At 60.3% G+C, this 12,865-nt stretch carries 11 protein-coding genes; 7 read left to right on the forward strand and 4 right to left on the reverse strand.

The window, feature by feature from the left end:
• From VN623_RS01080 to VN623_RS01095, 4 genes are all read right to left on the reverse strand, one after another.
• Positions 1-1,703: ABC-F family ATP-binding cassette domain-containing protein (locus tag VN623_RS01080; RefSeq protein ID WP_325567230.1), on the reverse strand; the 1,703-nt coding region annotated here is incomplete at its 3' end.
• A 78-nt stretch (positions 1,704-1,781) separates the two neighbouring features.
• A complete protein-coding gene (locus VN623_RS01085) occupies positions 1,782-1,964 on the reverse strand; it encodes a hypothetical protein (RefSeq protein ID WP_325567232.1) in 183 nt (60 codons plus the stop codon).
• 30 nt (positions 1,965-1,994) lie between these two features.
• Positions 1,995-2,210, reverse strand: a complete 216-nt coding sequence (locus tag VN623_RS01090) for a YbdD/YjiX family protein (protein WP_325567234.1) — start codon at positions 2,208-2,210, stop codon at positions 1,995-1,997.
• Positions 2,211-2,215: 5 nt separating this feature from the next.
• Positions 2,216-4,267, reverse strand: coding sequence for a carbon starvation CstA family protein (locus VN623_RS01095; protein ID WP_325567236.1), 2,052 nt, complete (start codon positions 4,265-4,267; stop codon positions 2,216-2,218).
• Between the two features lie 392 nt (positions 4,268-4,659).
• On the opposite strand from VN623_RS01095, the gene VN623_RS01100 reads away from it, so the two are divergent.
• The 7 genes from VN623_RS01100 to VN623_RS01130 all read left to right on the forward strand — a co-directional run bounded on the left by VN623_RS01100 (position 4,660) and on the right by VN623_RS01130 (position 12,853).
• The gene (locus VN623_RS01100; RefSeq protein ID WP_325567238.1) at positions 4,660-6,603 is read left to right on the forward strand and encodes a methyl-accepting chemotaxis protein; all 1,944 of its coding nucleotides are present in this window, start codon (positions 4,660-4,662) and stop codon (positions 6,601-6,603) included.
• Between the two features lie 3 nt (positions 6,604-6,606).
• Complete coding sequence (locus tag VN623_RS01105) at positions 6,607-8,031, forward strand: chemotaxis protein CheW (RefSeq protein WP_325567240.1); 1,425 nt, start codon at positions 6,607-6,609, stop codon at positions 8,029-8,031.
• Entirely contained in the window at positions 8,028-9,140 is a 1,113-nt protein-coding gene (cheB, locus tag VN623_RS01110) for a chemotaxis-specific protein-glutamate methyltransferase CheB (RefSeq protein ID WP_325567242.1), read from the forward strand. The genes VN623_RS01105 and cheB overlap by 4 nt, the downstream gene beginning before the upstream one ends.
• The gene (locus tag VN623_RS01115; protein ID WP_325567244.1) at positions 9,137-9,973 is read left to right on the forward strand and encodes a protein-glutamate O-methyltransferase CheR; all 837 of its coding nucleotides are present in this window, start codon (positions 9,137-9,139) and stop codon (positions 9,971-9,973) included. The genes cheB and VN623_RS01115 overlap by 4 nt, the downstream gene beginning before the upstream one ends.
• 2 nt (positions 9,974-9,975) lie before the next feature.
• Positions 9,976-11,628, forward strand: coding sequence for a chemotaxis protein CheA (locus tag VN623_RS01120; protein ID WP_325567246.1), 1,653 nt, complete (start codon positions 9,976-9,978; stop codon positions 11,626-11,628).
• A 122-nt stretch (positions 11,629-11,750) separates the two neighbouring features.
• Positions 11,751-12,188 (forward strand): response regulator, encoded by a 438-nt coding sequence (locus VN623_RS01125; protein ID WP_325567248.1) that lies wholly within the window; start codon positions 11,751-11,753, stop codon positions 12,186-12,188.
• On the forward strand, positions 12,188-12,853 hold the full coding sequence (locus VN623_RS01130) for a chemotaxis protein CheX (protein ID WP_325567250.1): 666 nt from the start codon (positions 12,188-12,190) through the stop codon (positions 12,851-12,853). The genes VN623_RS01125 and VN623_RS01130 overlap by 1 nt, the downstream gene beginning before the upstream one ends.
• Positions 12,854-12,865: the final 12 nt, after the last annotated feature.

The raw sequence follows: 12,865 nt of genomic DNA on the forward strand, positions 1-12,865 counted from the left end.
CGGTCACGCTCATATAGTCCGTTATCAGCGAGCTTGACGGCAAGCGCCTCGATCTCGGCTTCGAGTTTGGCGATTTCCGCAGGCAGCGCCGAAAGCGTATGCTTTTCCTTGAATGAGAGTTTTGCCTTCGCAGCTTGCGGAGCTTTCAAAACATCGCCATTGGAATTGCGAACCGTCCGAAATGTCTCGGCGCGTCCCTTCTTCCACAATTCCTCTCCCTGACGCTGAGCGATCATGTCGGAATAACCGCCGGCGTATTCGGTCCAATGCCCATCACCCGTCGGCGCTAGGACGCTAGTGACGATCCGGTCAAGGAAATCACGGTCGTGGCTGACCAGCAGCAGCGTCCCGGTATAATCCGACAATAGCTCCTGTAAGAGATCGAGCGTTTCGAGGTCGAGGTCGTTCGTCGGCTCGTCGAGAACCAGCACGTTCGACGGCTTTGCCAGCGCCCTGGCGAGCATCAGCCGCCCCCGCTCGCCGCCTGAGAGCACGCGGATCGGCGATAGCCGCTGCTCTGGAAGAAACAGAAAATCCTTCATGTAGCTCGCGACGTGCCGTGCCTTGCCATTGATGATGACCTGGTCGCCGCGCCCGCCCGTGAGTGCGTCCGAAACCGTCCAATTCGGATTGAGTTCGTCGCGCCTCTGGTCGAGTGATACGACTTCGAGATTAGCCCCGTGCCGGATCGCGCCGCGGTCGGGCGCGATTTCGCCGGTCAGCAGCTTGAGCAGCGTCGTCTTGCCGGCGCCGTTGGGGCCGACGATGCCGAGCCGATCGCCGCGCATGACGCGTAGCGTCACGCCCTTGACGATATCATCCCCGCCGTAGCCTTTAGCCACATCGGTCGTTTCGACAACGAGTTTGCCGGAAAGCCCGGCTTCTGACGCATCAAGGCGGACGCTGCCGACGGCGCGTCGCTGCTCGCGCACTTCCTGGCGCATGGCGCGAAGTTCCCTCACGCGGCGGACGTTGCGCTTGCGTCGCCCGGTGACGCCGCCGTGCATCCATTGATCTTCGCGAACGATTTTGCGATCGAGCTTGTGGCGCTCGCTTTCTTCTTCCTCGAAAATCTTGTCGCGCCAGTCCTCGAAGGCCGCGAAACCCTGTTCGAGACGCCGCGTCTGACCGCGGTCGAGCCAAACGGTTGCGCGCGAGAGATTTTCGAGAAAGCGCCGGTCATGGCTGATGAGGAGAAGCGCCGATCGCGTCGCCTGCAAAGTCGCTTCGAGCCACTCGATGGCGGTCAGGTCCAAATGGTTCGTCGGCTCGTCGAGCAGCAGCACGTCAGGCTTGGCGACAAGAACGCGGGCCAGCGCGACGCGGCGTGCTTCTCCGCCCGATAGCCGCTCGGGCTCATCATCGCCGGAAAGCCCAAGCTCGCTGATTAGGTACTCGGCTGCATAGTGGTCGTCGGTCGGACCAAGGCCCGCCTCGACGTAGGCACGTACCGTATTGAATCCCGCGAAATCTGCCTCCTGTGGCAGATAGCGAATGCTGGCGCCAGGATGCGCGAAGCGTTCCCCCCGGTCGGGCTCGGCGAGATCGGCGGCAATCTTCAAAAGCGTCGACTTGCCCGAGCCGTTGCGGCCGACGAGGCAAATGCGATCGCGCGCCGCGACGGTCAATTCCGCGCCTTCGAGCAGCGGCGTGCCACCGAATGTCAGGTGAATATCTTTGAGTGTCAGAAGAGGAGGTGCCATGCGGGCACCTCGTAGCTGTAGGCGGCCGCAGGAGCAATCTCTACTGTACCATAGTGTCCATGCGCCGCGCGGCGGGCCTTACTTACCGGCGAAGGCGCTCACGCGATCGATCGCGTTTTGGCGAATACATCCGTAGAACAGGCTGTAATCCTGGTTGTGGTAGCTGCCGAAAAATGTCAGCGGTTCTTTGAATTCTGCGGCGGCGACGGGGACTACCACGAAACCGAGGAGCACGATGGCAAGAACGTTATGAACCGGCATCTTTGCTCCTCTGCCGCAACGGACGCCGCGTCAGCAGCAACGGCTGATCTTGCCGCCGTTCTCGCCATATCGGCTCGATTGGCGCTCGCGGAAAAACTCTTCGTAGCTGATCACCGGCTCGCCCGGATGCGCGAGCTTTCGATGGGCAACGTAGGCGTCGTAATCAGGCACGCCGACCATGAGCCGTGCCGTTCTCGCGATCCAGTTACCGGTCTTGTACAGGAGCGATGTATCGGTTTTATGCATCGGCATCACTCCGCCGCCACGATTGCAGATTCTCTCGCCGAGATGCTCGGATCGGCCAGCGCTTTCATGATCGTCGCCAACGCGAAGCCCGCCATCGCGACAACGAGGATAATCAGCAACCCAGACATCGTCGCATTGACGTAGTCGTTGAAGACGATGCGGCTCATGTCGCCGATGGACTTGGCCGGCGCCAGAATTTGGCCGGAGCTCAGAGAGTTGCCGAATTTCTCGGCGTGCGAAAGAAAACCGATCGCCGGGTTTTCGCTGAAGATCTTCTGCCAACCCGCCGTCAGTGTGCATGTCGCCACCCAGGCCGCCGGCACGATCGTCACCCAGGCATAGCGCTCGCGCTTCATCTTGAACAACACGACGGTGCATAGGATCAGCGCGATGCAGGCCAGCATCTGGTTGGCGATGCCGAACAGCGGCCACAGTGTATTGATGCCGCCGAGCGGATCGACGACACCCTGATAGAGAAAGTATCCCCATCCCGAAACGGCGATCGTCGTCGCGGCGATGTTAGCCGTCCAAGAGCGCGTGTCTTTGAAAGACGGACGGAACATGCCGACGAGATCCTGGATCATGAAACGCGCAACCCGCGTTCCGGCGTCGATCGTCGTCAGGATGAAAAGTGCTTCGAACAGGATCGCGAAATGATACCAGAACGCCATCAGGCCCTTGCCGCCGATGGCGTTCGAAAGGATTTCGGCCATGCCGACTGCGAGCGTCGGCGCGCCCCCGGTACGCGACAGGATTGTACTTTCGCCGACGGTCGTCGCTGCGTCCTTCAGCATGTCGGGCGTGACGGTGAAGCCCCAGCCGGTGATCGCCGCAGCTGCCGTTTCGGGCGTCGCTCCGATCAGGGCCGTGGGGCTGTTCATTGCGAAATAGAGGCCCGGCTCCAGCGTCGACGCCGCGATCAGCGCCATGATCGCAACGAAGCTCTCCATCAGCATCGCACCGTAGCCGATGAGGCGTGCGTTCATCTCGTTGTCGAGCATCTTCGGCGTCGTGCCGGACGAGACGAGGGCGTGAAATCCCGACACAGCACCACAGGCGATGGTGATGAAGAGGAACGGAAACAGGTTGCCGGCGAAGACGGGGCCCGTGCCGTCGATGAACTTCGTAATCGCTGGCATTTTCAGGTCCGGCATGACGATGAAGATACCGAGCGCCAGGCCGCAGATCGTGCCGATCTTCAGGAACGTCGAGAGATAATCGCGCGGTGCCAGCAGCGTCCAGACCGGCAACACCGAGGCGACGAAGCCGTACGCGATCAGCATCATCGAGAGCTGCTCGCCGGTGTAATTGAACATCGGCCCGAGCACGGGATCAGCCGCAACGTGGCGCCCGTAGACGATCGACAGCATCAACAACACAAACCCGATCAGTGACATCTCACCGATGCGGCCGGGGCGAATGTAGCGGCCGTAAACGCCCATCAATACTGCGATCGGGATCGTCATCATCACGGTGAAGGTGGCCCATGGGCTCTCTTTCAGAGCCTTGACGACAACGAGCGCCAGCACCGCGAGCAAGATTACCATGATCAGCAGCACGCCGATCATCGCGATCGTGCCTGCGAGTTCGCCAAGCTCGGCGCGGATCATGTCGCCGAGCGAACGGCCGTCGCGGCGCGTCGAGGCCCACAGCACGATGAAGTCCTGCACGGCACCTGCAAATACGACGCCAACAATCAGCCACAGCGTTCCGGGCAAATACCCCATCTGCGCCGCCAGCACCGGCCCGACCAATGGACCGGCGCCCGCGATCGCCGCGAAGTGATGGCCGAAGAGAACGCTTTTATCGGTTGGGCAATAGTCGAGCCCGTCGTTGAAGCGGCGGGCCGGCGTCAGCCGGTTCGGATCAAGGCGCAGCACGCGTTCGGCGATGAAAAGGCTATAAAACCGAAAGGCGAGCAAATAGCTGCAGATCGCGGCGGAGACGAGCCAGACAGCGTTGATTGTTTCACCACGCGACAACGCCAGGATGCCGAGCGAAACGGCTCCCAGAACGGCGACGCCCAGCCAACCCAGATTGGCGCGTATATTTGTCATGGCTTCCATCCCCTTGCCGCCCGCGGTTGTGCCACGCGGATCGATCGCGCGGAGACTACATAAAAAATGGAAAACTACATAAAAAAAATGTCGAGATCGGTAATCTGACGGCGCCAATCAAACGTCCGCAGCGTGGGCGAAATACAATGTCGTGCAGGTGTATTGCGACGGTGGGCGGTGTCGCTTGCAAACGTTCCTTGCTTCGGGTTTTTGCAAAGCAAACGGAACCAGCAGTATTCGCCGGGCATTTAAGTCCTGGCGGGGTGCGCTCCCTTGGTAACCACAATCCAAGGCAGTAATCTCGTAGATATCGGCCTTTGCCTTAGGAATAGCCGGTTCTGCCAAGCAGTGGCAGCCCCCCGCTATTTAGACTTTCGATCCCGAGGAACCCAATGGCATTGATAAAGACGTCGGCCTTGACCAATAAGCCGGCCGCAACGTCAGCGCGACCCCAGGAGACGGCCGTTGCTCCTGACCGGGACAAGATCGCGAGTGCTCAGAAGCGCGCACGGGATCGTTCGCGGGCCAAGCAAGAGAAGGCCGCCGAACGCATTGGGGCGGCGACGGAAGAATTGGCTGCCGGAATAACAGAAGCCGCCGCGTCCGCCGAAGAGCTTCGCCGCTCTCTCGAACAAATCGCCGCCGCCGCAGAAGAGGCAGCCGGCGCCTCTCAGGAATCTCAAGCCGCCGTCGATAGCTTGGGCGCCATTTTCGCTCAGGGTCGCGAGCGCGCTTACTCATCGCGCAGTAAGGCGGAAAGTTTGCAAGCGCTCCTGACCGAAGCCGGTTCGCAGATCGAACTTCTCGTTGCAGCAGTTCAAGAAAATTCAGAGCGCCAACTCCGGTCCGTGGATATTGTCGGCACCCTCGAGGCGCAGGCCGCTAACATCGGTGAAATTACACGGGCCGTCGGCGACGTATCGGATCAAACCAATCTTCTCGCCTTGAATGCGGCAATCGAAGCGGCTCGCGCCGGCGACCACGGCCGTGGATTTTCGGTCGTTGCCGACGAAGTACGTGCCTTTGCTGAAACCTCCGAGAACAGCGCTAGAGAGGTGCAGAAGCTCGCCGAATTCGTCGCTTCGGAAGTGCGAACGGTCGCCGCGCGCATCAAGGCCGCCGCCGAGCAAGCCCGGCGAGAAGCGCAGAGCGGCCGCGAGGTCGTTGGCGCGCTCGATGTCATTCGCAAGGACATGGTCGTCATTGCCGATGGTGCCCAGGCCACTTTGATTGCAACGGAAGCCGCCGAAGCTGGCGCGCGCGAAGCCCAGAAGGGTGCCGAATCGGTTGCAAGCGCGGCCGAGCAACAGTCGTCGGCGACAACCGAGGCTCAGCAAGCCGTAGAGCAGCAGAGCAAAGCTTTGGATCAGAGCCAGCAGACGGCTCTCGCCTTGGCCGAATTGGCTGAGGGCCTGCAGAACGAGACGAGCACGGCGGCGACAGATGCCGAGCAGCTCGCGTCGGCTGCCGAAGAATTGTCGGCGACGGTTCAGGAGTTGTCGGGCGCCGCAAGCGAGATATTGAAGGCCATCGATCAGATCAGCCTCGGAGCCCAGGCCCAGGCCGCTGCCACCCAGCAGTCGAGCGCCGCAATGGCGCAGATCGAAAAGGCCGCCGTTTCGATGCGCACTGCCGCCGCCGAGGCAAGCGAACGCATTGTCAATTTGGCGCCGAAGATTACGGCCAACCGGGAGGCCGTCTCGCACCTGAGCAACGCCATTTCCGCCGGCTTCAACGAAACGATGTCCGTCAGCAATGTGCTCGCGACCCTGGAGAAGTCGAGCCGGCGCATCGAAAAAATCGTCGATGGTATCGCCCTCGTCGCCGTGCAGACGAACATGCTGGCGGTGAGCGGCTCGGTTGAGGCAGCGCGGGCCCGCGAGTTTGGCCGCGGCTTCGCCGTGGTATCATCCGACATTCGCAACCTTTCTCGGCAATCGTCGGAAAACGCAGGCCGGGCAAAAGATGTGGCACTCGCGATCCAGAGTCAGATTGCCGCCGTACGCCGCGATCTCGAGGTGATGGCTGCAGCCGCGCAGGCCGAAATCCGCAAAAACCAGGCAGTCGTCGACCGGCTCACAAGCGTTGAAGCCGAACTTACTGATCTGGGGCGGGGCTCCGCCGAGCTTTTGACCGCAGCCGACTCGATCCTGAATTCCGTCAGGCAAGTCGTTGCCGGCACCCAGCAGATCTCTGCCGCGAGCGAAGAAGCCAGCGGTGCCGCTGCGCAATGCGCGTCCGCCGCACGTCAGCAGGCCAAAGGCGCTGAAGAACTCGCCGCCGCGATCGAGGACATAGCCAGCCTGGCCGACGAACTTCAAAGTACGAAATCCTGAGCAATGCCCAAGGCGCTCTCCACGTCGAGCACGGATGATGTGCTGCAGTTTACGGCAGCCGGTGAGCGGTTGGCGTTGCCGGCTTCCGATATCGTCGAGATCATCCGGCCACCGGTCACGACGCGCGTCCCCCATAGTCCTGCCGATTTGCTCGGTGTCGCGAACTTGCGTGGCACGGTGCTTCCAATCTTGTCCCTCAATGGGCTGCTTGGCGGCAAAACCACTTTGGCGTTGCAATCGGCACGCGTGATCGTCGTGAAAGGCAGAACGCCCGTCGGGTTGCTGGTCGACGCCGTAACCGCTCTCACCAAATCTTCCGACGGTAGACGCATCGATCTCAAGGAGCTGCTGGACAGGAATTTCCGGCTGCCGTCCCGGCCGCCAAGAAATCGCAGCGTCGCAACGGACGACGCCGACGTGACACGAGATGCGGTGCACGAGGAGCTGGTGTTTCTTTCCTTCCAGCTGGCCAATCAGGAATATGCCCTGCTACTTGATCAGATCGTCAGCGTTGCAGCAATTCCCGATGTAGTGGCCGGATTGCCCCACACCGACCAGGCGATGATCGGTGTCGCCGAAATGGAAGGTTCACTCGTTCCGTTGGTATCGGCACGCGTTCTGCTCGGGTTTCCGAACCGCGAAGGAAATAGGGAAAAAGACCGCATTATCGTTACCCGTCTTGGCGGGGCCTCAGTGGCTCTTGTCGTCGATAGCGTGAACGCAATTTTGCGCGCGCGCCCTGATGCGCTCGATCCCGTCCCACCGGTTCTCACGCGCGCCCAGGGCGAGGCGCAGATCGAATCAATCTGCCGGTTGGACGGCGGACGCCGGTTGATTTCCATTTTGGCGCCGGCAAAGCTTTTCGATGCCGAAACCACGAAGCGGGTCTTGGCCCAGGCCAAACTCGAGGCACCCAAAATGTCCAATGGCCAAACGCAAATGGAAGACGCCGAGCAGTTCATCATCTTTCAGCTTGGTGAGGAGTTTTACGGTCTGCCGATTGGATCCGTAGACGAGATCGTGCGTTGTCCTGATAACCTGACGCGAGTTCCACGCGCGCCTGGGTTCGTCAGAGGCCTCATGAATTTACGAGGCAAGGCAGTGCCGATCATTGACCAGCGCCAGCGCTTTTCCGTCCCCGGCGAGAAGGACAGCAGCCGCCGCCGTATCGTCGTCGTGACGATCGACGGACTGCAGGCTGGATTCCTTGTCGATACGGTTTCGGAAGTGCTCACCGTTCCGACTCGCGAGCTGAGCCCTGCGCCCGAACTCGCCGTCGATGCTGACCCAGTCGTGAACCGCATCGCCATGATCGAGCGGGAAGGGCATATGATACTGCTCGTCGACCCGAAGGCTCTGCTTGACCGCGCCGAACGCGATTTGTTGAATGACATCGCCAGCGGCACCGGGGATGCGCCACGATCGTGATCAAAGTCCTGGCCGTCGATGACTCAGCTCTCATGCGGCGTCTACTCGGCAACGTTTTTCAATCGCAGGAAGATTTTAAGGTAGTTTTCGCCCGCGATGGCGTCGAGGCACTAGCCCGGCTTCATGAGTTTCAGCCTGATGTCGTGACGCTCGACATCCACATGCCCAATATGGACGGCTTGGCGTGTCTCGATCGCATAATGGTCGAGCGCCCGACGCGAGTCGTTATGTTGTCGGCAGTCACCGAAGCGGGCGCCGAACAAACATTGGAAGCCATGCATCTGGGGGCCGTCGATTTCATCACAAAACCCGACGGCGCCATGTCGCTGGCAATGGACGACTTTGGTCCGATCCTGATCGAGAAGGTACGTTCAGCCTCCAAGGCACGCCTGCGCGCCAGCCTTCGCCTGACCGAGCGCGTTCGCTTGCGCGCCGGAGCGGCCGCGGAGCCAGGAACGTTGTCTGCGTTTCAACTCCGGACGCCACGGCCTTCTCCTAGACCGGCAGCCATTGTCCCGAGCGCGCGTACGGGTCCTTTCGATCGCGTCGTGGTCGTCGGCTCGTCGACGGGGGGGCCTCCGGCACTCGACGCTCTGCTTTCGCCGTTACCTGACGATTTTCCGTGGCCCATTCTCGTCGCGCAGCACATGCCGGCCTCGTTCACCGGACCTCTCGCCCGTCGTTTGGATCGCCTGTGCGCCCTGACCGTCCAGGAAGTGTTGGGACCGACGTCCCTCGCGCCAGGGAACGTCTACATCGGCAAGGGCGATGCGGACATCATCGTCGTCAAGCACGGAGAGACACCGTTCGTGACGGCCGCGGCGCCGCGCGCCGAACACCGCTGGCACCCGAGCGTCGATCGGCTGGTGTCGACGGCGATGCAGAATCTCGGCGCAAACCGGCTCGTCGGAGTGCTGATGACCGGCATGGGAGACGACGGCGCGACCGCGATGAGCCGGCTTTTGTCTGAAGGCGGCCGAACGATTGCCGAAGCGGAAGAAACCGCGGTTGTGTGGGGGATGCCCGGCGAACTTGTGAAAGTGGGTGGCGCGGAAGTTGTCGCGCCGGTCGATAAGATCGCGACTTTTTTGGTGGACTGGGCGCGATGAGCAAACCCGTCATTCCGCCGTTGAGCCCGGAAGATCTCAGCCGCTTTTGCGAGTTTTTGTATAGCCGGACCGGCATTCTCTATGGAGAGAACAAGAGGTTTTACATCGAACGCCGGTTGGCGGAGCGCATGACCAAGGTCGGCGCCAACGGCTTCTCCGCCTACTTTGCCATTCTGCGCGGCGGCAATTCGGAAGCAGAGCAGCTGATCAATAGCTTCACCGTCAATGAAACCTACTTCTACCGAGAAATTCACCAGCTGAGCTGTCTAAGCCGCTCGCTGTTGCCCGAGATCGTGCGCCACCGCGGACCTGGCGATCTCATCCGCATCTGGTCCGTGCCCTGCGCCACGGGAGAGGAACCCTATTCCATTGCAATTTGGTTGCTGGAAAATTGGCGGCTTGTCGATGCCTACAATATCGAGATCGTCGGCTCCGACGTCGATACCCGCGTATTGGCCGAAGCCAGCACCGGCAATTATGGCGACCGCGCGATTTCGCGCCTTCCCCATGGGCTCGTCAAACAATACTTCGAGCAGGTGGATGGAAGTCAGCGGATCATCAAGGATTTGCGAGAGTCCGTGAAATTCACTCAGGTCAATCTGGTGGACGCGGCGTCGACTGCACGCCAGGGATTATTCGATGTCATCTTTTGCCGGAACGTCCTGATCTATTTCGATGACGCCTCGCGACTTGCCGCCTCTCACAACCTCTACGAGTCCCTAAATCGTGGCGGCTTCATCTGCCTCGGGCATAGCGAATCTATGGCCCGCATTTCCGATCGCTTTGAAGTGCGCAGATTCGAAGACGCAATCGTCTATCAACGGCCGGAATAGAGATGGACGATCTCCTTGAACAGTTCCTGATTGAAGGCCGCGAACTCGTCGAGCAGGCGTCCAATGACCTGGTCGCACTTGAGCACGATCCGTCGGACGCCGCCCGTTTGGACAGCGTGTTCAGGGCCGTTCACACGCTCAAAGGTTCCGTAGGGCTGTTCGATTTTGCGCCGATGGGCGTCGCGCTTCATGCGGCCGAAGATTTGCTCGGCACGCTTCGATCCGAGAAAGCGGCGGTCAACCGCAGTATGATCGACGCGGTGCTCGAATGCATCGACGCGACAGAGCGTTGGATCGAGGCAATCGCGAGCACGGGGCGTTTGCCGGCAAGTGCGGAACGCGAAGGACAAAGCCTTAGCGAAACACTGACTGCGGCGTTGCAGACGACGGCGTCGGCCGGTGAGACAGTGTCCGGCGCTAACCGGGGCGATGCCTTGCCGGCCACCTTCGTATCTGTGCCTGCTGGCAACGGCAAAGCCGACGATAACGTCGCGCGCATCGTCCGTGTCGATGCGGCCCGTATCGACTCGCTGGTCGATCTGGTCGGAGAGCTGATCGTCACTAAAAACAATTTGGAACACGTAGCGGCCCAAGCCGCCAATGCCGACCCTGCACTTTTGCATGCGCTCGCCGCCAACATCGCAGGTTTCGAACGCCTGACAGGCGACATGCATCGCGCGGTCATGCACTTGCGAATGACGCCCCTGGCCCGGACATTCGGTCGTTTTCCGCGCTGGATGCGCGACGCCGCAAGCAAGCTCGGCAAGGACGTGCGTCTTGAGATCAGAGATGACGGAGTTGAAGCCGACAAGGCGATCGTCGAAGGCCTCTTCGAACCGCTCCTGCACGTTATGCGCAATGCCGTCGATCACGGAATTGAAGATGCGGCCTCCCGCCAAGCCACGGGCAAATCGCCGGCTGGCCTCATTACACTGGAGGCACGCCCGGACGGCGAACACATCATCATTGCGGTCAGTGATGATGGCCGGGGCCTCGACCTGGCCAAGATCCGTCAAGCGGCTAAGCTCAAAGGCCTGATGAGCGACGCGGCGATAGACGAGTTGGACGATGAGGCGGCCACAAATCTGATCTTCATGCCGGGCTTCAGCACCGCTGACAGCATCACCAATATCTCGGGGCGGGGCATCGGAATGGATGTTGTGCGCGCCGCGATCGCTTCCCTTGGCGGGCGGGTTTCCATGACGAGTACTCCAGGCGCGGGCACGACGGTTCAAATGATGCTGCCGCAGGCCGTTCTCGTTTCGACCGTAGTCATGGTCGCGTCCGGAGAAGACCGCTTCGGAGTACCGATTGAAGCGGTGTCCGAAACCTGCCGGATACCTCGCGATCGCATCTTACCCATTCGCAGTGGCGAGGCCTTCGTTTTGCGAGATCGCACCCTTCCTCTGCTGCGGCTATCAGCCATGCTGCGACTGCCGGATTGTCCGCGACACGATGCCGATGCGAAAGTGCTGATCGTCAAATCAGGGAACCAAAGCGTCGGCGTTGAAGTCGATAGCGTCGGCGAACGATTGGATGTGCTGCTGCGACCCATGAGCGGCCTGCTTTCAGGCATGCCCGGTGTTCAAGGTACGGCACTTCTTGGCGATGGCCGCGTTTTGCTGGTTCTGGATCTCCCGGAGATGATCGGATGAACGCGTTATTGGTAAAGAAAGTTACTCGATCCGAAGGTGGGCGGCGGATCGAATCTCCGAGTACGAAGTTTACATAGACGCGGCATTGTCCGCTCTGGGGAACAAACCGAAGAAAGGGCGTCATGGCCCCGATAATTCCTGATAGTGTCGAAGAGATAACAGCTCAGTTGGAGCCCGGAATGACGACGATCTTGATCGTTGACGACAGCAAGCTGGCGCGCATCGTGGCCGGCAAAGCCGTCAACGCAATACAACCCAAATGGGAACGGGTCGAAGCCAACAATGCCGCTGAGGCCCTGGAGCTGGTTGGCAAACGTCAGATCGACGTCGTGCTGCTCGACTTCAATATGCCCGGTAGAAATGGGATCGAGCTGGCTGGAGACTTGCGCAGGATGCGTCCCTCGATGCCCATCGCTCTTCTCACTGCAAACATTCAAAATGAAATCGTAGCGATGGCAAAGGCCGTCGACGCCGCGTTTGTTGCCAAGCCTGTGACTCAAGAAGGACTGCGAGAATTTCTCGTCAACGCCGCCGAGGCTTTGACCAACGAAAGCACGTGATGTCTTTGGAAATTCCACGCGTCCCCGATACGCAGGTAGATCTTACGGAACTCGAGCGGGATGCCCTTGCAGAACTCGCCAATATCGGCGTTAGTCGCGCCGCCGCGAACTTGCGCAAGATGGTTGGCAAGCAGGTCTTGCTTTCGGTCCCCTCGGTCGAGGTTCTCAACCAGAAGACCGCGGCAGCGCTCGTGGGAGAGCGCGAGGGCGACAAACTGGTCGCGGTTCGGCAGACATTTTCGGGCTCGTTTTCCGGCCGCGCTTTGCTGATCTTTCCGCAAGCCAAGAGCTTGGAATTGATCCGCGCTATAACTGGAGACGCCGAGACCGAAGATGTCGAAGACGAAGCACTGGCGGAGACTGGCAACGTCATTCTCAACGGCTGCCTCGCGACGATGGCGAACATCCTGCGTCAAACGCTCACCATATCATTGCCCGAGGTCGTGCGCGGCTCCGGTGCACGCCTCTTCGAACTAAAGGATCCCCCGGATAGCAGCGGATTGGTGTTGTTTCTGTATATCAACTTCTCCATCCTGGACCTCGATGTCAGAGGTTATATAGCCCTATTGATGGACCTTCCGTCTCTCTCCAACTTGAAGGTGCTGTTGGGGGAATTCATTGCATCCGTGATGAATGAAAACGACAACGAGATCGACGCCCATTGAATTCCGAGGATA

Origin of the sequence: Hyphomicrobium sp. (genome assembly GCF_035572195.1) — a bacterium.
GTDB lineage: Bacteria > Pseudomonadota > Alphaproteobacteria > Rhizobiales > Hyphomicrobiaceae > Hyphomicrobium_B.